The organism is Curtobacterium sp. LFS084 (assembly GCF_047977705.1).
Lineage (GTDB): Bacteria > Actinomycetota > Actinomycetes > Actinomycetales > Microbacteriaceae > Curtobacterium.
Map to the genome: position 1 here is coordinate 13,333 of NZ_JBFPFM010000003.1, position 18,384 is coordinate 31,716.

At 71.5% G+C, this 18,384-nt stretch carries 16 protein-coding genes and 1 tRNA gene; 13 read left to right on the forward strand and 4 right to left on the reverse strand.

What is annotated here, in order from left to right:
• Positions 1-41: 41 nt before the first annotated feature.
• From ACNQOV_RS02880 to ACNQOV_RS02890, 3 genes are all read right to left on the reverse strand, one after another.
• Positions 42-1,220: a Gfo/Idh/MocA family protein gene (locus ACNQOV_RS02880; protein WP_416393317.1), complete on the reverse strand. Its 1,179-nt coding sequence runs from the start codon at positions 1,218-1,220 to the stop codon at positions 42-44.
• Between the two features lie 211 nt (positions 1,221-1,431).
• Positions 1,432-1,503 (reverse strand) — tRNA-Arg (locus ACNQOV_RS02885).
• 338 nt (positions 1,504-1,841) lie between these two features.
• Positions 1,842-2,417 carry a hypothetical protein gene (locus ACNQOV_RS02890; protein ID WP_416393318.1) on the reverse strand — a complete coding sequence of 192 codons (576 nt, stop codon included), beginning with the start codon at positions 2,415-2,417 and terminating at the stop codon, positions 1,842-1,844.
• Positions 2,418-2,476: 59 nt separating this feature from the next.
• Here ACNQOV_RS02890 and argS point away from each other — a divergent pair, with 59 nt between their 5' ends.
• From argS to prmC, 9 genes are all read left to right on the forward strand, one after another.
• Complete coding sequence (gene argS, locus ACNQOV_RS02895; RefSeq protein WP_416393319.1) at positions 2,477-4,147, forward strand: arginine--tRNA ligase; 1,671 nt, start codon at positions 2,477-2,479, stop codon at positions 4,145-4,147.
• Positions 4,148-4,309: 162 nt separating this feature from the next.
• Positions 4,310-5,065, forward strand: coding sequence for a DUF2993 domain-containing protein (locus ACNQOV_RS02900; RefSeq protein ID WP_022908077.1), 756 nt, complete (start codon positions 4,310-4,312; stop codon positions 5,063-5,065).
• 58 nt (positions 5,066-5,123) lie between these two features.
• Positions 5,124-6,527, forward strand: a complete 1,404-nt coding sequence (lysA, locus tag ACNQOV_RS02905) for a diaminopimelate decarboxylase (protein WP_416393321.1) — start codon at positions 5,124-5,126, stop codon at positions 6,525-6,527.
• A gap of 44 nt (positions 6,528-6,571) precedes the next feature.
• The gene (locus ACNQOV_RS02910; protein WP_022908079.1) at positions 6,572-7,879 is read left to right on the forward strand and encodes a homoserine dehydrogenase; all 1,308 of its coding nucleotides are present in this window, start codon (positions 6,572-6,574) and stop codon (positions 7,877-7,879) included.
• 46 nt (positions 7,880-7,925) lie between these two features.
• Positions 7,926-9,005: a threonine synthase gene (thrC, locus tag ACNQOV_RS02915; protein ID WP_022908080.1), complete on the forward strand. Its 1,080-nt coding sequence runs from the start codon at positions 7,926-7,928 to the stop codon at positions 9,003-9,005.
• A gap of 32 nt (positions 9,006-9,037) precedes the next feature.
• Complete coding sequence (thrB, locus tag ACNQOV_RS02920; protein ID WP_402263333.1) at positions 9,038-9,994, forward strand: homoserine kinase; 957 nt, start codon at positions 9,038-9,040, stop codon at positions 9,992-9,994.
• A gap of 161 nt (positions 9,995-10,155) precedes the next feature.
• Complete coding sequence (gene rho / locus ACNQOV_RS02925) at positions 10,156-12,351, forward strand: transcription termination factor Rho (protein ID WP_022908083.1); 2,196 nt, start codon at positions 10,156-10,158, stop codon at positions 12,349-12,351.
• Positions 12,352-12,354: 3 nt separating this feature from the next.
• On the forward strand, positions 12,355-13,437 hold the full coding sequence (gene prfA, locus ACNQOV_RS02930) for a peptide chain release factor 1 (RefSeq protein WP_022908084.1): 1,083 nt from the start codon (positions 12,355-12,357) through the stop codon (positions 13,435-13,437).
• Between the two features lie 14 nt (positions 13,438-13,451).
• A complete protein-coding gene (prmC, locus tag ACNQOV_RS02935) occupies positions 13,452-14,327 on the forward strand; it encodes a peptide chain release factor N(5)-glutamine methyltransferase (protein ID WP_402263839.1) in 876 nt (291 codons plus the stop codon).
• 30 nt (positions 14,328-14,357) lie between these two features.
• Here the strand turns inward: prmC and ACNQOV_RS02940 are convergent, their stop codons facing one another.
• Positions 14,358-15,005: an HAD family hydrolase gene (locus ACNQOV_RS02940; protein ID WP_416393323.1), complete on the reverse strand. Its 648-nt coding sequence runs from the start codon at positions 15,003-15,005 to the stop codon at positions 14,358-14,360.
• Between the two features lie 37 nt (positions 15,006-15,042).
• On the opposite strand from ACNQOV_RS02940, the gene ACNQOV_RS02945 reads away from it, so the two are divergent.
• The 4 genes from ACNQOV_RS02945 to atpB all read left to right on the forward strand — a co-directional run bounded on the left by ACNQOV_RS02945 (position 15,043) and on the right by atpB (position 18,381).
• Positions 15,043-15,717 carry an L-threonylcarbamoyladenylate synthase gene (locus ACNQOV_RS02945; protein WP_022908087.1) on the forward strand — a complete coding sequence of 225 codons (675 nt, stop codon included), beginning with the start codon at positions 15,043-15,045 and terminating at the stop codon, positions 15,715-15,717.
• Positions 15,714-16,940 carry an MraY family glycosyltransferase gene (locus ACNQOV_RS02950; protein WP_402263324.1) on the forward strand — a complete coding sequence of 409 codons (1,227 nt, stop codon included), beginning with the start codon at positions 15,714-15,716 and terminating at the stop codon, positions 16,938-16,940. The genes ACNQOV_RS02945 and ACNQOV_RS02950 overlap by 4 nt, the downstream gene beginning before the upstream one ends.
• A complete protein-coding gene (locus ACNQOV_RS02955; RefSeq protein WP_402263321.1) occupies positions 16,937-17,416 on the forward strand; it encodes a hypothetical protein in 480 nt (159 codons plus the stop codon). Before ACNQOV_RS02950 ends, ACNQOV_RS02955 begins: the two co-directional genes overlap by 4 nt.
• 104 nt (positions 17,417-17,520) lie before the next feature.
• Positions 17,521-18,381, forward strand: a complete 861-nt coding sequence (gene atpB / locus ACNQOV_RS02960) for a F0F1 ATP synthase subunit A (protein WP_022907196.1) — start codon at positions 17,521-17,523, stop codon at positions 18,379-18,381.
• Positions 18,382-18,384: the final 3 nt, after the last annotated feature.

Here is an 18,384-nt window from a genome sequence, read left to right on the forward strand (position 1 = left end):
TCCTCTTCCCGGTCGCGTGCGGGGTCGACCGGCCCGTGATCCTAGGGGGTGGAGGTGTCGCGTCCGGAAACTCCCGGGGCTGCCGTGCCCGGACCGAGCGACGCCGGTGCGTCGGGCATCGCTCGCGCCGGACCGAGCGAGGCCGGTGCGTCGGGCATCGCTCGCGCCGGATCCAGCGACGCGGGTGCGTCGGGCATCGCTCGCGCCGGACCGAGCGACGCTCGCGCCGCGTCGAGCGTCGCGGCGAGCCCGATCGAGTCGTCGAGGGAGTGCAGCGGCGACTCGGTGCGCCCCTCGGCGACGGAGCGCGCCAGCGCCGCGGCCTGCCAGACGAGGCCCTCCCGTCCCCGCAGGCCGCTGGTGTCCGCCCAGTGCACCGCCTCGGCGCCGTGGTGCAGCGCGAACGACGCCGGGAACACGAAGTGGTCCGTGTAGCGCACGGTGGCGGTGCTGCCCGCGATGACCGCGAGTCCCGGCGTCCACGCCGTCATCGTCGTGGTCACGACCGTCTGCGCGCCGCCAGCGGCCGTCGACACGGTGACGGACTGGAGGTCCACCCCGCGTCCCGAGACCGCACCGGTCGTGCGCCGGGTCACCGGGGCGCCGGTGGCGAAGCGTGCGAACCAGTGTCCGTAGACACCGGCGTCGAGGAGGGCGCCGCCGCCGGCGGCCGGGTCGAACATGCGGTCGGCGGGGTCGGGCTCGTGCGGCCAGCCGACGTCGACGGACACGAGGTGGACGTCGCCGAGGACGCCGTCGGCGAGCAGCCTCGCGACGACCGTGGTGCCCGGCAGGTACCGGGTCCACATCGCCTCCATCGCGAACACCCCGGCGCGGCGGGCGGCGTCGGCGAGGGTCCGGGTGTCCGCCTCGGAGGTGGTCATCGGCTTCTCGACGAGGACGTGCTTGCCGGCGGCGATCGCGAGCAGGGCGTGGCCGAGGTGCTGCGGGTGCGGCGATGCGACGTACACGACGTCGACGGCGGGGTCGGCGACGAGCGCCTCGTACGAGCCGTGCACCCCGGGGATGCCGTGGCGGCGGGCGAAGGCGGCGGCGCGCTCGGGGGAGCGGGAGCCCACGGCGACGACGCGGTGGTCGGACGCGGCGTGGAGTGTGGCGGTGAAGTCGTTCGCGATGGTGCCGGGGCCGATCACGCCCCACCGGAGTGTCGGGCCGCCTCGGAGCGGAGCAACGTCAGGTTCCGGGAACACCATCGTCATGTGCCCGACGCTACCCGAGCGCGCACGCGCCGCGGTGTCCCCGCCCCGACGCCCGTGCTCCAGCCGCTCCCGGAGGAAAGGTCGGCGAAGCCGGCGTCGTGATGGCCCCGCCCCGACCGCCCCCGGAGTGAAGCTCGGCGAAGCCGGCATCGCGGGCAGTCGCCTGAGCGGAGCGAAGTCGTCTGCTTCCGCGGGAATGTGACTCTGACTGTGCCCCCAGGAGGATTCGAACCTCCGCCCCTGCCTCCGGAGGGCAGTGCTCTATCCCCTGAGCTATGGGGGCCCTGGGTGAGATCAACCGTAGCAGGTCCGCACGGCTGCCCGAGACCACGCGTGTCGCGATCGGTCCTTCCCAGAACGCGCGCGATGGAAGGTGGGAACGGGCGTACCCGGTCGAAAAAATGGACCAGGTACGCCCGTTTACGGCCGGCACGCCCGTCTCTGCCAGGTACGCCCGTCTCCGCCTGGTACGCCCGTCTCTGCCAGGTACGCCTATCTCCACCCGGTACGCCCGTTCCCGGCAGGCACGCCCGTTTACGACAGGCACGCCCCTTCGTGGCCGGTACGCCCGATCCCGCCGGGGACGCCCGGGGTCGCCGCGGACGCGGACGCGGCAGGTGGTCAGCCGGCCGGGGTCGCGGACGCGGTCGGCTGCAGGACGCCCCGCACCGCGTCGACGACGGGCTGCGCACCGCCGGGCTCGGTGAAGAGCGTCGAGGTCGCGGTGATCCAGTACGGGTCGGCGAAGGCGTCCGCACGGCCGACACCGTCGGTGAGCGAGAAGTACCCCTCGACCCGGTACGTCGGCACGGACCCGCCCCGTTCGTAGAGCGCGTCCTTGAGGTTCGTGAGCGACTTCTCAGGCAGGTCGGCGACGGCGAGCGTGATGGTCGTCGCGGCGTCGTCGGTCGCGCTCCAGTGGCACACGCGCCCCCGCTGCTCGGCGATCCGGGCGGCGGGTGTGCCCTTCTCCGGCGTGAAGTCGTCGTCGAGGGTGAAGGTCTTCCCGTACACGGCGAGGGACTCGGCGGGCAAGAGCTCGGCGCACGTCTGCGCGACCCGCTTGCCGATCGGACCCGTGGTCGCGCTCGGCGTGGCGCCGCCCGAGCCGCCGCCGGAGCAGCCGACGAGGACGACGGACGCGGACACGGTGAGGAGGGCGACGCTGATCGCCCGGACGCGGCTGCGGGTGGTCATCCCGACATGATGGTGCATCGACCGGGGAGGACCTGTGCGTCCCGGTAGACTCGACCCTCGTGACTCCTGCCGAACTCTCCGCCGCGTACCTGTCGATCCTGACCGGGATCGTCGAGCGACGAGGCGCGTCCGACACCGTGACCGTCGAGGGGTCGCACGCGGCCCTCGAACGTCCGAAGAACCGCGCGCACGGCGACTGGGCCTCGAACGCGGCGATGCAGCTCGCGAAGCGGCTCGGGACGAACCCGCGCGAGCTGGCGACCGAGATCGCCGGCGAGCTGACCGAGCTCGACGGCGTGGCCTCGGTCGACGTCGCCGGACCGGGGTTCATCAACATCACGCTCGAGGCCGCGGCCGCCGGCGAGATCGCGCGCACCATCGTCGAGGGCGGCCAGTCCTTCGGGCACGGCGACCTGTACGACGGCGTCCGCATCAACCTCGAGTTCGTGTCCGCGAACCCGACCGGCCCGATCCACATGGGCGGCGTGCGCTGGGCGGCGGTGGGCGACAGCCTCGCGCGGGTGTTCCAGGCGCAGGGCGGCCTCGTCACCCGTGAGTACTACTTCAACGACCACGGCGCGCAGATCGACCGCTTCGCGCGGTCCCTCGTCGCGAGCGCCCTCGGCGAGCCGACGCCCGAGGACGGGTACGGCGGCGCCTACATCGCCGAGATCGCGGCGCGCGTGATCGCGACGCTCGACCCGTCGGTCGACGTCAAGGACCTGCCGCGCGACGAGGCGCAGGAGCTCTTCCGGCGCGAGGGCGTCGACTTCATGTTCGCGGACATCAAGTCGTCGCTGCACGACTTCGGCGTCGACTTCGACGTGTACTTCCACGAGAACGCCCTGCACGAGTCGAAGGCCGTCGAGCGCGCCATCGACCGACTGCGGGCCTCGGGCGTCATGTACGAGGCCGAGGGTGCCGAGTGGCTCCGCACGACCGACTTCGGCGACGACCGCGACCGTGTGGTCATCAAGTCCGACGGCGAGCCCGCGTACATCGCCGGCGACCTGGCGTACTACCTCGACAAGCGCGAGCGCGGGTTCGAGCGGAACCTCATCATGCTCGGTGCCGACCACCACGGCTACGTCGGCCGGATGATGGCGATGTGCGCGGCGTTCGGTGACGAGCCGGGCAAGAACCTCGAGATCCTCATCGGGCAGATGGTGAACCTGCTCAAGGACGGCGAGCCGATGCGCATGTCGAAGCGCAACGGCACGATCGTCACGATGGAGGACCTCGTCGACGCCGTCGGTGTGGACGCCGGTCGGTACGCCCTCGTGCGGTTCGCCAGTGACACGTCGATCGACATCGACCTCGACCTGCTCACGAAGCGCACGAACGACAACCCGGTCTTCTACGTCCAGTACGCCCACGCCCGCACGCAGTCGGTCGCCCGCAACGCCGCGAACGCCGGGGTGGACCGGTCGGCCTTCGACGCCTCGCTCCTGACGCACGACACCGAGGGGGCCCTGCTCGGCGCCCTGGCGGAGTACCCGCGCGTGGTGCGCCAGGCGGCCGAGCTGCGCGAGCCGCACCGCATCGCGCGCTACATCGAGCAGCTCGCCGGCCTCTACCACCGCTGGTACGACGCCTGCCGGGTCACCCCGCTCGGGGACGAGGCCGTGACCGACCTGCACCGCACGCGCCTGTGGCTGAACGACGCCACCGGCCAGGTCGTCCGCAACGGCCTGGGCCTGCTCGGCGTGACGGCTCCCGAGCGCATGTAGGGTCGCCCCTTCCGAACCACGGATCCGACATCGAACCGGCCTCGCGGCCTGGTTCGATGTCGGATTCGTGGTTCGACTCCGCACCGCACCGCCGCGCCGCCGCGCCGGGCGCACGCCGCGCCTCCAGGCTCGCTGCCGGGGCCACCTGGCAAGGTGGGACGCATGTCCGCCGCCACCGTCACCCCCCGGAAGCGCCGTCGCTGGCCCGTCGTGCTCGTCGTCGTCGTGGTCGTGCTCGCCGCGCTGCTCGTGGTCGCCGAGTTCGTCCTCCGCGGAGTCGTCGACCGCATCATCGCGCAGCAGGTCGAGCAGTCGCTGCCGTCCGGCGCCACCGGCGAGGTCCAGGCACACGCGACGGGCATCGTCATCCCGCAGCTGCTCGGCGGCCGGCTCGACGAGGTCGAGATCTCCTCCGAGAAGCTCACGATCGACGGCATCCCGCTCGCGGCCGACGTCACGGCGCACGACGTGCCCGTGGACGGCAAGGGTGCCGTCCGCGACGTCGACGGCAACGTCCGCCTGGCGGCGTCGTCGGTGAAGGACCTGGCGAAGTACAGCCCGCTCTTCGACCGGCTCAGCCTGGTCGACGGCGGTGTCGAGCTCTCCGGCACGACCGCGGTGCTCGGTTACGACATCACCTACGCCGCCAAGGGCGACGTCGCCGCGCAGGACGACGGCAAGGGGATCACGATCACCCCGAAGACGGTGCGCATCACGAACTCGTCGCTCGGCCTCAAGGTCGACTCGATCCCGGGGGTCACGAACGTCCCCGTCGAGGTCTGCACCGCCCGGTTCCTGCCGTCGCAGCTCCGCGTGCGGTCGCTCGACGTCACGGCGTCCGAGGCGACCGTGCGCGTCACGGCGGACTCGCTGCCGCTCAACGAGGCGGGGCTGCAGACGGTCGGTTCGTGCGGTTGAGCGCCGTCCGGCGTCACACGGCCAGGAGGCGCGGCTCGGCTCGGTAGGATCGGGTCCCGTGAGCGAGAACCCCCTTGCCCCGCAGCACCTGCGGTTCCCGACGGACCCCTCCGCGCTGACCGCGCGGATCTGGCCCGCCTCCGCGACCCGGACCGACGACGGCGAGCTCGTCGTCGGCGGCGTCACGGCGTCGGACCTCGTCGCGGAGTTCGGCACGCCGCTCTACGTGGTCGACGAGCGCGACGTGCAGTCGCGGGCCGTGCGGGTGCGGAACGCCTTCACCGAGGCGTTCGAGCGCATCGGCACCCGGGCGCACGTCTACTACGCCGGCAAGGCCTTCCTGACGACCCAGGTCGCTGCGTGGATGGTCGCTGCCGACCTGCGCGTCGACGTGTGCACCGGCGGCGAGCTCGCGGTCGCACTGGCCGGGGGAGTCGACCCGGCGCTCCTCGGCTTCCACGGCAACGACAAGTCGGACGCCGAGATCGCCCGCGCGGTCGCGGTCGGCGTCGGCACGATCGTCCTCGACAGTCACGAGGAGATCGGGCGCGTCGCCCGTGCGGCGGCCGACGCCGGGGTCGTGCAGCGGGTGCGCATCCGGATCAACAGCGGGGTGCACGCATCGACGCACGAGTACCTCGCGACCGCGCGCGAGGACCAGAAGTTCGGCATCCCGCTGACCGAGGCCGTGACCGCCGCCGAGGCCGTCCGGGCCGAGCCGTCGCTCGTGTTCGTCGGCCTCCACTCGCACATCGGGTCGCAGATCTTCGACGAGTCCGGCTTCCGCGAGGCCGCGCGACGCCTGATGGACGTGCACGCCACGCTCGTCGCGACCGGCCCGGTGCCGGAGCTCAACCTCGGCGGCGGCTGGGGCATCGACTACACCGAGGCCGACTCGGCGTTCGAGCCGGAGGACGTCGCCGACGCGCTCGCGACCATCGTCGCCGAGGCCTGCGCGGAGCGGGACATCCCGGTCCCGGAGATCGCGGTCGAGCCCGGCCGCTACATCGTCGGGCCCGCCGGCGTCACGCTCTACCGCGTCGGCACGATCAAGCCGGTGACCCTCGCGGACGACGACCACGAGCCCGCCACCCGGACGTACGTGTCGGTCGACGGCGGCATGAGCGACAACGCCCGACCGGCCCTCTACGGCGCCGACTACACGGCCCGGCTCGCCCGGACCTCGGACGCCCCCGCGGTCCTGTCCCGGGTGGTCGGGAAGCACTGTGAGTCCGGCGACATCGTCGTGAACGACGAGTACCTGCCCGGCGACGTGCACCGCGGGGACCTCCTCGCCGTGGCCGCCACCGGTGCGTACTGCTGGAGCCTGGCGAGCAACTACAACCACGTCGGACGCCCGCCGGTCGTCGCGGTGGCCGACGGCGTACCCCGTATCCTCGTGCGTGGCGAGTCGATCGACGACCTCCTCGCCCGCGACACCGGGGTGGTCCCGGGGGCCTGAGCCCCTCGGACGACCCGACTCCCCACGAACAGGAACCGCACCAGATGATCGAATACCGCAACGTCCGCGTCGCGCTGCTCGGAGCCGGCTCGGTCGGTTCCCAGGTCGCGCGGCTGCTCCTCGAACACGGCGACGAGCTGGCCTCGCGCGCCGGGGCCGGCCTCGAGCTCGTCGGCATCGCGGTCCGCGACCTCGACGCCCCTCGTGACGTCGACCTGCCGAAGGAGCTCTTCACGACGGACGCTGCGTCGCTCATCCTCGGGGCGGACATCGTCGTCGAGCTGATCGGCGGCATCGAGCCGGCGCGGACCCTCGTGCTCCAGGCGCTGCAGTCCGGCGCCGACGTCGTCACCGGCAACAAGGCGCTCCTGGCGACCCACGGGCCGGAGCTCTTCGCGGTCGCCGAGCAGGTGGGCGCGCAGCTCTACTACGAGGCCGCCGTCGCCGGTGCGATCCCGATCATCCGGCCGCTGCACGACTCCCTCGCCGGGGACCGCATCGAGCGGATCATGGGCATCGTCAACGGCACGACGAACTTCATCCTCGACCTGATGGACCGCGAGGGCGCGACCTTCGAGGACGCCCTCGCGACGGCCACCGAGCTCGGCTACGCCGAGGCCGACCCGACCGCGGACATCGAGGGCTACGACGCCGCGCAGAAGGCCGCGATCCTCGCCTCGCTCGCGTTCCACACCTCGGTCCCGCTCGCCGCCGTGCACCGCGAGGGCATCACCTCGGTGACGATCGAGCAGGTCCGCGCGGCGCGGAAGGCCGGCTACGTCGTGAAGATCCTCGCCACGGCCGAGCGCCTCACCGACGAGCAGGGCACCGAGGGCGTGAGCGCCCGCGTCTACCCGGCGCTCGTGCCCGAGTCGCACCCGCTCGCGAGCGTCCACGGGGCGAAGAACGCCGTGTTCGTCGAGGCCGAGGCCGCCGGCGACCTCATGTTCTACGGCGCCGGTGCCGGCGGCGTCGAGACGGCCTCCGCGGTCCTCGGCGACCTGGTCTCCGCGGCGCGCCGCCACGTCATCGGCGGTCCCGGCATCGCCGAGTCGACCCAGTCGGCGTTGCCGGTGTTCCCGATCGGCACCGTCCGCACCCGCTACCAGATCACGCTGCACGTGACGGACGCACCCGGCGTGCTGTCCACCGTCGCCGGGGTGCTCGCGAAGCACGGCGTCAGCGTCGAGACCGTCGAGCAGACCGTCGCGACCGGGTCCGACGCGACCGCGACCCTCGTCATCGGCACCCACCTGGCGCGCGAGTCCGACCTCGCCGCGACCGTGGTCGCGCTCCGCAACGAGGACGTCGTCGTCGAGGTCACGAGCGTCCTCCGCGTCGTCGGCGCCTGAGCCCCGCCGACCCACGAACCCAAGAACCGACAAGAAGGGGAGCCTCATGGCCCACCAGTGGCAGGGTGTCCTGCGCGAGTACGCCGACCGTCTCGACGTCACCGGGGCGACGCCCGTCGTCACGCTCGGCGAGGGCGGGACCCCGCTCATCCCGGCGCGCCGGCTCTCCGAGCGCACGGGTGCCGAGGTCTACGTCAAGTACGAGGGCATGAACCCGACCGGGTCGTTCAAGGACCGCGGCATGACGATGGCGATCTCGAAGGCCGTCGAGCACGGTGCGAAGGCGGTCATCTGCGCCTCGACCGGCAACACGAGCGCCTCGGCCGCCGCGTACGCCACGCACGCCGGCATCACGGCCGCGGTGCTCGTCCCCGAGGGCAAGATCGCCATGGGCAAGCTCAGCCAGGCCGTCGCCCACGACGCCCAGCTGCTGCAGGTGCAGGGCAACTTCGACGACTGTCTCGACATCGCCCGCGACCTCGCCGCGAACTACCCGGTGCACCTGGTGAACTCGGTCAACAACGACCGCATCGAGGGCCAGAAGACCGCGGCGTTCGAGGTCGTCGACGTCCTCGGCGACGCCCCAGACTTCCACTTCCTGCCGGTCGGCAACGCCGGCAACTACACGGCGTACTCCCGCGGGTACCGCGAGGACGTCGCCGCCGGTCGCGCGTCGAAGCTCCCGCGCATGTTCGGCTTCCAGGCCGCGGGGTCCGCCCCGATCGTCCGCGGCGAGGTCGTCCGCCAGCCGGACACCATCGCCTCGGCGATCCGCATCGGCAACCCGGCGTCGTGGCAGTTCGCCCTCGAGGCCCGTGACGAGACCGACGGCTACTTCGGCGCGATCACCGACGAGGCCATCCTCGCCGCGCACCGCATCCTCTCGGCCGAGGTCGGCGTCTTCGTCGAGCCCGCATCGGCCATCGGCGTCGCCGGGCTCCTGGAGCGTGCCGACGCCGGGGTCGTCCCGAAGGGCGCCAAGGTCGTCATCACGGTGACCGGCCACGGCCTCAAGGACCCGCAGTGGGCCCTTCGCACACCGGACGGTGGCGAGGTCGCCCCGACGAGCGTCCCGGTCGACACCAAGTCGATCGCCGACGTGCTCGGACTGGTCGGCGCCGAGTGAGCCCCGACCGCTCGTCCGGACCGGGGGAGGGCGTGCGCGCCCAGATCGCTGTACCGGCCGGACGGGCGGTCCGCGTCCGGGTCCCGGCGACCTCGGCGAACCTCGGCCCGGGGTTCGACTCCCTCGGTCTCGCGCTCTCGCTCTACGACGAGGTCGTCGTGCGGGTGCGTCCCGGTTCGGGTGCGACCGTCACGGTCGACGGTGTCGGCGCCGGCGAGGTCGCGACCGACGACACGAACCTGGTCGTCCGTGCGCTCCGCCGCGGCCTCGAGCACGCCGGCGTGACGCAGCCCGGACTCGAGCTGCACGCGGTGAACGCGATCCCGCACGGCCGCGGGATGGGATCATCGGCTGCGGCGATCGTGGCCGGGCTGATGGCCGCGCGCGGGTTGCTCGACGGCGTCGTCGACCTCGACGCCTCGACCCTGCTCGCGCTCGCGACCGAGATGGAGGGGCACCCCGACAACGTCGCCCCGGCGCTCTTCGGCGGTCTGACGATCGCGTGGATGACGGCCGAGGGGCCGGCGTACAAGCGCCTGCTCGTCCACCGTGGTGTCGCGCCGGTGGTCTTCGTGCCGACCTCGACGCTCTCGACCAAGCTCGCGCGCTCCCTGCAGCCGGCGAGCGTCCCGCACGAGGACGCGGCGTTCAACGTGTCGCGCTCCGCCCTGCTGGTCGCGGCGCTCATCCAGAGCCCCGAGCTCCTGCTGGCGGCGACCGAGGACCGGTTGCACCAGGCGTACCGCGCCAGCGCCATGCCGGAGACCGACGCCCTGATCGGCCTGCTGCGGCAGCACGGACTCGCGGCGGTCGTCTCCGGAGCCGGCCCGAGCCTCCTGGTCCTCGGCAGCGATCCCGCTCAGCGACTCACCGCCGCCGACCTCGTGTCGCGACACGGGGAATCCGACTGGCGGGCGCTCATGCTGGCCGTCGACCTGGGTGGTGCTACAGTGGTGCCGCACTCGGCGCTCCAAGCCGAACCCGCGTAGGCAGCAGGACTTTCCTCGCCATGCAGGGTCCGGTGCGCGGGGGCAATCTCTTTCAGATCACCGAATCCCGGTCCGTCGTCTGAACGGCGGTCGATGCACACCCATGCATCCGGGACGGTGGAAACTCTCCGCGTTCTGCGGTTCGAAAGGAAACACCGACCTTGACGAACGTCAACGACTCCACCCAGGTGGAGATCCCCAGCGATCTGCGCGCCCTCCGGCTCCCGGAACTCCAGCGCATCGCCTCCTCCCTCGGCATCACGGGGCTCTCGAAGCTCCGCAAGGGCGACCTCATCGCCTCGATCGAGGACAAGCGTCCGGCGACGGACGACGCCACGACCGAGTCGGCCGCACCCGCGGTCGAGGCCCCCGTGGCCGAGCAGCCGACGCTGCCGGAGCCGACCGAGGCACCCGCTGCCGAGGCCGTCGCAGACGCACCGGCGACCACCGAGGCCCCGGCCGAGCAGCCCGCCTCCTCGCGTGCCCGCCGTTCGCGCCGTGCCTCCTCCGGCGGCACCGTGAACGCGGCGCCGACGTCGGCCGCCGAGCACACGAACGCCGGACACACCGGCACCGAGGACCTCCTCGCCGGGCTCGACCAGGTCCGCGCCGAGAAGGACGCGCAGGAAGCCGCGGAGACCGGCGGCCAGCGTCGCGGGCGCGGCCAGCGCGCGCAGCAGAACGGCCAGCAGGCCGAGCGTGCCGAGCGCACCGAGCAGCCGCGGGACCAGGCCGAGCAGCCGGCCCAGCAGGACGCCGCCGCGCAGCAGGACCAGTCCACCGACCAGGGCGACCAGAACGACCAGGGCGACCAGAACGACCAGCAGGGCGAGGGCGGTTCGCGTCGCGGTCGTCGCAGCCGCGGTCGGGGTCGTGGCCGTGGCCAGAACGCCGAGAACGGCGAGCAGGGCGGCGACCAGAACGGTCGCGACGCCGCGCCGAAGAACGACAACGGCCAGAAGAACGGCCAGAACGGTCAGAACGGCCAGCAGGGCGACCAGAAGAACGCCCAGCAGGACGACCGGAACGACGCGAACCGGCAGAACGGCCAGCAGAAGCAGCAGGGCCAGCAGAAGCAGCAGCCGGCCCAGCAGGTCGCCGACGAGACCGAGGGCGGCCGCAGCCGTCGTCAGCGTGACCGCAAGCGCGGCCGCGGCGGGCAGAACGACGAGTTCGAGCCGGAGATCACCGAGGACGACGTCCTCATCCCGATCGCGGGCATCCTCGACGTCCTCGACAACTACGCCTTCGTCCGCACCACCGGGTACCTGCCCGGGCCGAACGACGTCTACGTCTCGCTCGGCCAGGTGAAGAAGTACCACCTGCGCAAGGGCGACGCGGTCGTCGGCGCGATCAAGCAGCCGCGGGACAACGAGCAGCAGAGCCGCCAGAAGTACAACGCGCTCGTCAAGGTCGACTCGGTCAACGGGCAGACCGCCGACGAGGCCGCCGCGCGCGTCGACTTCCAGGACCTCACGCCGCTGTACCCGAACGAGCGCCTGCGTCTCGAGACCGAGCCGTCGAAGCTCAGCACCCGGATCATCGACCTCGTGTCGCCGATCGGCAAGGGCCAGCGCGGCCTGATCGTGTCCCCGCCGAAGGCCGGCAAGACCGTCGTGCTGCAGGCCATCGCGAACGCGATCGCCAAGAACAACCCCGAGGCGCACCTCATGGTCGTCCTGGTGGACGAGCGGCCCGAAGAGGTCACCGACATGCAGCGCACGGTGAAGGGCGAGGTCATCGCCTCGACCTTCGACCGTCCCGCCGAGGACCACACCACGGTCGCCGAGCTCGCCATCGAGCGTGCGAAGCGCCTCGTCGAGCTCGGGCACGACGTGGTCCTGCTCCTCGACTCGATCACCCGTCTGGGCCGCGCCTACAACCTGGCGACGCCGGCCTCCGGTCGCGTGCTCTCCGGTGGCGTCGACTCGTCGGCCCTGTACCCGCCGAAGCGCTTCTTCGGCGCCGCGCGCAACATCGAGGACGGCGGCTCGCTGACCATCCTCGCGACGGCGCTCGTCGAGACCGGGTCGAAGATGGACGAGGTGATCTTCGAGGAGTTCAAGGGCACCGGCAACATGGAGCTCCGCCTCAACCGGCACCTCGCCGACAAGCGGATCTTCCCGGCCGTGGACGTCAACGCCTCCGGCACCCGTCGCGAGGAGCAGCTGCTCTCCGCCGACGAGGTCAAGATCACGTGGCGACTGCGCCGTGCCCTCGCCGGGCTCGACCCGCAGCAGGCCCTCGAGATCGTGCTGCGGAACCTCAAGGAGACGCAGTCGAACGTCGAGTTCCTGGTCCAGGTGCAGAAGTCGGTCCCCACGACCGGTGGGCACCACAACGGCCACCAGGAGTAACGCGTGTTCGAGTCGGTGGCAGGGCTGCTGGCGGAACACGAGGACCTGACGCAGCAGCTGTCGGACCCCGCGCTCCACGCCGATGCGGCCCGCGCGAAGAAGGTGAACCGGCGGTACGCCGAGCTCAACCAGATCAAGTCCGCGTACGAGTCGTGGAAGGCGGCGGGGGACGACCTCGCCGCCGCCCAGGAGCTCGCGCGTGAGGACGAGGCGTTCGCGGACGAGGTCCCGGCGCTCGAGGAGCAGCTGACGGAGCGCCAGGAGCGTCTCCGCCGGCTGCTCATCCCGCGCGACCCCGACGACGGGCGCGACGTGATCATGGAGATCAAGGGCGGCGAGGGCGGCGAGGAGTCGGCGCTGTTCGCGGCCGATCTCCTGCGCATGTACTCGCACTACGCCGAGTCCAAGGGCTGGAAGATCGAGATGCTCGAGCGCACCGAGTCCGACCTCGGCGGCTACAAGGACGTCCAGGTCGCGATCAAGTCGAACGCGACCGACCCGTCCCAGGGTGTCTGGGCGCACCTGAAGTACGAGGGCGGCGTGCACCGCGTGCAGCGCGTGCCGGCGACCGAGTCGCAGGGGCGCATCCACACCTCGACGACCGGCGTCCTCGTCTTCCCCGAGGTCGACGAGCCCGAAGAGGTCCAGATCAACCAGAACGACCTCAAGATCGACGTGTACCGGTCGTCGGGCCCCGGCGGGCAGTCCGTCAACACGACCGACTCCGCGGTCCGCATCACCCACCTGCCCACGGGCATCACGGTGGCGATGCAGAACGAGAAGTCGCAGCTGCAGAACCGCGAGGCCGGCATGCGCGTGCTGCGCGCCCGCATCCTCGCGAAGCAGCAGGAGGAGCTCGACGCGATCGCCTCGGACGCGCGCAAGTCGCAGATCCGTGGCATGGACCGTTCGGAGCGCATCCGCACGTACAACTTCCCGGAGAACCGCATCGCGGACCACCGCACCGGGTACAAGGCGTACGACCTGGACCGCGTCATGAACGGCGCCCTCGAGCCCGTCATCCAGTCCGCCATCCAGGCGGACGAAGAAGCACGACTGGCCGCCATCGGCGACCAGGACGCGTAGCCCTGGAGGCACGGATCACCTCCGACACGCCCGTCGCGTTCGCCGCGGACCGCCTCCTGCGCGAGGCGGCCGCGGCGTTCGACGCGGCCGGCGTCCCGACCCCGCAGGTGGACGCCGAGCTGCTGCTCGCCTGGGCGACCGACACCTCGCGCGGCGCCGTGCAGGCCCGCGCGATGACCGGGGGTGCGATCGCTCCGGAGCACGTCGAGCGCTTCCGGCACGCCGTCGCCCGACGTGCCACCCGCGAGCCGCTCCAGCACATCACCGGCGAGGCGCACTTCCGCGCGCTCACGCTGGCCGTCGGACCCGGTGTGTTCGTCCCGCGGCCCGAGACCGAGGGTGTCGTGCAGTTCGGCATCGACGCACTCCGCGCGGTGGCCGTGCCGGCACCGGTCGCGGTCGACCTCGGTTCCGGCAGCGGCGCGATCGCGATCGCCATGGACACCGAGGTGCCGAACGCGGTCGTGTACGCGGTCGAACGCTCGACAGAGGCACTGCCGTGGACCCGGCGCAACGTCGCGGCCCACGGTGGGACGGTCCGCCTGGTGGAGGGCGACCTCGCCGACGCGCTGCCGGAGCTCGACGGCACGGTGTCGGTCGTCGTGTCGAACCCGCCCTACGTGCCGGACGACGCGGTGCCGATCGACCCAGAGGTCCGCGACCACGATCCCGCGATGGCGCTCTACGGCGGGCCGGACGGCCTCGACGCGGTGCGTGCCCTGGCGGACACCGCCTGGCGCCTCCTGGTGCCCGGGGGCGTGCTCGTCATCGAGCACGCCGAACCGCAGGGCGCCGGCGTGCGCGAGGTCCTGACGCGCCGTGGGTTCCGGTCCCCGGAGACGCACGTCGACCTGACCGGCCGCGACCGCACGACCACCGCGACCCGCTAGCCGGGGCCGAGCCGCGCCTCCTGGCCCGTGTCAGGCGGGCACGCGCTCCTGCTGTTCCGCGACGAAGGCGAGGACCGCCTGTCGGAGGTCCGTGTGCTCCTCGACGAGCACCGCGTGGATGCCCACGCTCCGGGCACCCTCGACGTTGATCGGCATGTCGTCCGCGAAGAACGTGCGCTCGGCGGGCACGCCGTGGTGCTCGAGGGCCCGGCGGTAGACCTCGGGCTCGGGCTTCCGCGCACCGAAGTTGCTCGTCGTGTCGAGGTGCTCGCCGAAGAGCGGCGCGAGCGACGGCGCCCAGCGGTGGATCCACCGGCCGGCCAGCGGCCCGTTGTTCGTCAGCAGCCCGACCCGTCCGTGCTCGCTCGCGACGCGCACCGCCTCGATGCGGTCGGGCAGCTCGGTCATCGCGGCGCCGCGGATCCGCGCCCACTCGGCCTCGGGGACGTCGCAGTCCATCGCCTCGGCGAAGGCGGCCAGGTACTCGTCGCCGTCGGCGTACCCGCCGGCCTCGGCGCGCTGCTCGTTGCCGCAGTCCCACCACCGCCGACGGAGCTCGTCGAAGTCGTGCCCGGTGAACTCGGCGAGGGCGGCCATCCGCACCTTCCAGTCGTACCGGACGAGGACCTCGTCCATGTCGAAGAGGAACAGGAGGCGGGGCGCAGGGGTCTCGTTCACGATGCCACCCATTGTGTCGCACTATCATCGTCGAGTCATGGCATCCCGATACGACTGCACCGACTCCGACGGGCTCCTGACCGGGATGCGGCTCGCACGTGCCGCTCTCGGACGCGGGGAGCTCGTCGTCGTCCCCACCGACACCGTCTACGGCGTGGCCGCGGACGCCTTCAGCGCGGCCGCCGTCCAGCGCCTGCTCGACGCGAAGGGCCGGACCCGGCAGTCGCCGCCGCCGGTCCTCATCCCCGGTCCGCCCACCCTCGACGCGCTCGCGAGCGACATCCCGCAGCAGGTGCGGGACCTCGTCGACGAGTTCTGGCCGGGTGGCCTCACCGTGATCCTCCGCGCCCAGCCGTCGCTCGACTGGGACCTCGGCGAGACCCGCGGCACCGTCGCGCTCCGCATGCCGGACTCCCGCATCGCCCTCGAGCTCCTGCAGGAGGTCGGGCCGCTCGCGGTGTCCTCCGCGAACTCGACGGGGGACCCGGCCGCGATGGACGCGGACCAGGCCGAGGCGATGCTCGGCGACAGCGTCGCCGTGTACCTCGACGGCGGTCCGATCACCGCGCACGAGGGCTTCGAGGCATCCACGGGCTCCACGATCGTCGACGCCACCGGGCTGTCCGACGGCGGGAAGCTCCGGATCGTGCGCCACGGTGTGATCCCCGACGACGAGATCACCAGGGTCGTCGGAGCCGACCTGGTCGGATGAAGTACTACCTGCTCGCCGGGGCCATCGCGGCCGTGGTGAGCTTCTGCGTCAGCTGGGTAGTCTGGAAGCTGGGGCTGAAGTACAAGTGGTACCCGAAGGTCCGCGAGCGTGACGTGCACCGCACGCCGACCCCGCGGCTCGGCGGCATCGCGATGTACCTCGGCGTCATCGTGGCGATGCTCGCGGCGTGGTTCCTGTTCCCGTCGATCGCCGGCACCGACTACTTCCGGCTGGTGTTCTCGGAGCCGGGGCGCGTGATCGCCGTCCTCGCGGGGGCGACCATCATCGTGGTCCTCGGCGTCGCCGACGACATCTGGGACCTCGACTGGATGACGAAGCTCGCCGGGCAGATCATCGCCGCGGGCATCCTCGCGTGGCAGGGCGTGGCGATCGTGTCGCTGCCGATCGGCAACACGCTCGGCGTCGGCTCGTCGTACATGAGCCTGATCTTCACGGTGCTCGCGGTCGTGCTCGTGATGAACGCCGTGAACTTCATCGACGGACTCGACGGGTTGGTCGCGGGCGTGGCGATCATCGCCGGTGGCGTGTTCTTCCTCTACACGTTCTTCATCAACCGCGTGGTCGTGCAGACCGAGTTCTTCTTCAACCTGCCCTCGCTGCTGACCGCGGTGCTCGTCGGCGCCTGCTTCGGCTTCCTGATCCTGAACTGGCACCCCGCGAAGCTCTTCATGGGGGACGCCGGTGCCCTCCTCGTGGGCTTCCTGATGGCCACGAGCGCGGTCTCCGTCACCGGGAACATCGACCCGGCCGCGGTGCAGACGCGCCAGGCGCTGCTGCCGGCGTTCATCCCGATCCTGCTGCCGTTCGCGATCCTCATCGTGCCGATCCTCGACTTCGGGCTCGCCGTCACGCGCCGGCTCAGCGCCGGGAAGTCACCGTTCTCGGCCGACCGGAAGCACCTGCACCACCGCCTGCTCGACATGGGGCACTCGCACTTCCACGCCGTGCTCATCTTCTACGCGTGGACGGCCACCGTGGCGGTCGGCTGCCTGCTGTTCCTCTTCGTGGACTGGTACTGGGTGGTCGTCTTCGTCGCCGTCGGCTTCGCCGTCTGCGCGGTGGCCACGTTCGCCCCGCTCGGCCGCAAGCGCGCCGAGTTCGCCGCACAGGTCGCCACCCGGTCCACCGCCGTGGTGGACGCCAGCCTCGACCCGCTCGACCGGGCCGCCAACGACCGATCGATCCCAGGAGACAACTCGTGACCGCACCGAACGCGCTCGACCACGTCCGGCCGGTGTTCCGCCGCATCATCACCTGGGGCGCGCTGCTGGCCGTCGGGCTCGCCGTCGTCGGGGGAGTCGTGGGCCTGCTCGTGGCCGGCGGCCCGGGGCTCGCCGGCGGGCTGCTCGGCGCCGTGCTCAGCGTGGTGTTCCTCGGCCTCACTGCCGTGAGCGTGCTCGTGGCGCTGCGCGTCTCGAAGGGACAGATGATCTCCGGGGCCTTCTTCGGCATCGTGATGGGCACGTGGCTGCTCAAGTTCGTCGTCTTCATCGTCGTGCTCGTGCTGCTGCGGGACCGCGACTGGGTGGACTTCCCGGTGCTCGCGGTCGCGATCATCGTCGGGGTCGTCGGCTCGCTCGTGATCGACGTCGTCGCGGTCGCCAAGGCCCGTATCCCGATCGGGGTCTCGCTCCCCGGAGACTCCGCGTCTCCTGAGAAGCGCGACCCCCGCAACTGAGAGCCCGGGAAGCCTCCAGCACCTGATAGGCTTCTCGGAGTCCGCGTCCGGAGCACAGCTCGGAGCGGACGAGCCTCCACAACGTCCACCATCGCGTGCCATGCGTGCGCGCGCCGACACAGGAGACAGCGCTGCTATCCCACGCTCTTCCCCTGTCCCTCACCGCTGCGGGTAACACCGTCGCGGCGGGGAGCAGCAAGGCCGCCGAGTTCCATGGTCCGTCGATCAACGAGTTCTTCCCGGAAGCGATCTTCTTCGCCGGGACGCCCTTCGAGATCGACCGACTCGTCATCATCCGGTTCATCGCCGTCGCGGTCCTGCTGCTGATCGGCATCATCGGGACCCGTTCGCTCAAGCTCGTCCCCGGCCGCGGCCAGGCGCTCATCGAGTACGCGTTCGACGTCGTCCGCCGGAACACCTTCGACAACCTGGGTGAGAAGGACGGCAAGCGGTTCCTCCCGCTGCTGGCGACGATCTTCTTCTCCGTGCTGTTCCTGAACCTCACGGGTCTGATCCCGGGGTTCAACCTCCAGGGCACCAGCCGCATCGCGTACCCGATGATCCTCGCGATCGTCGCCTACGTGGCCTTCATCTACGCGGGTCTGCGCAAGCACCCGGGCACCTTCCTCCGGAACTCGCTGTTCCCGCCGGGGGTCCCGTGGTACCTGTACATCATCGTGACGCCGATCGAGCTCGTCTCGACCTTCGTGCTCCGACCGGTGACGCTGACCCTGCGACTCCTGATGAACATGGTCGTCGGCCACCTGCTGCTCGTCCTGTTCTTCGCTGCCACGCAGTTCTTCTTCGTCGACGCCTCGCTCGGTTTCAAGGCCTTCGGAGTCGGGACGCTCGCGTTCGGCATCGCGTTCAGTTTCTTCGAGATCCTGGTCGCGCTGCTGCAGGCGTACGTCTTCATGCTGCTGACCGCTGTGTACATCCAGCTCGCGCTGGCTGACGAGCACTGACCA

What these genes read in the sequence shown, in the direction of transcription:
- ACNQOV_RS02950 (WP_402263324.1), top strand. Translation starts at nt 15,714, where the DNA reads ATGAAGTACTACCTGCTCGCCGGGGCCATCGCGGCCGTGGTGAGCTTC.
- ACNQOV_RS02910 (WP_022908079.1), top strand. Translation starts at nt 6,572, where the DNA reads ATGATCGAATACCGCAACGTCCGCGTCGCGCTGCTCGGAGCCGGCTCG.
- ACNQOV_RS02900 (WP_022908077.1), top strand. Translation starts at nt 4,310, where the DNA reads ATGTCCGCCGCCACCGTCACCCCCCGGAAGCGCCGTCGCTGGCCCGTC.
- ACNQOV_RS02945 (WP_022908087.1), top strand. Translation starts at nt 15,043, where the DNA reads ATGGCATCCCGATACGACTGCACCGACTCCGACGGGCTCCTGACCGGG.
- thrC (WP_022908080.1), top strand. Translation starts at nt 7,926, where the DNA reads ATGGCCCACCAGTGGCAGGGTGTCCTGCGCGAGTACGCCGACCGTCTC.
- ACNQOV_RS02890 (WP_416393318.1), bottom strand. Translation starts at nt 2,417, where the DNA reads ATGACCACCCGCAGCCGCGTCCGGGCGATCAGCGTCGCCCTCCTCACC.
- ACNQOV_RS02880 (WP_416393317.1), bottom strand. Translation starts at nt 1,220, where the DNA reads ATGACGATGGTGTTCCCGGAACCTGACGTTGCTCCGCTCCGAGGCGGC.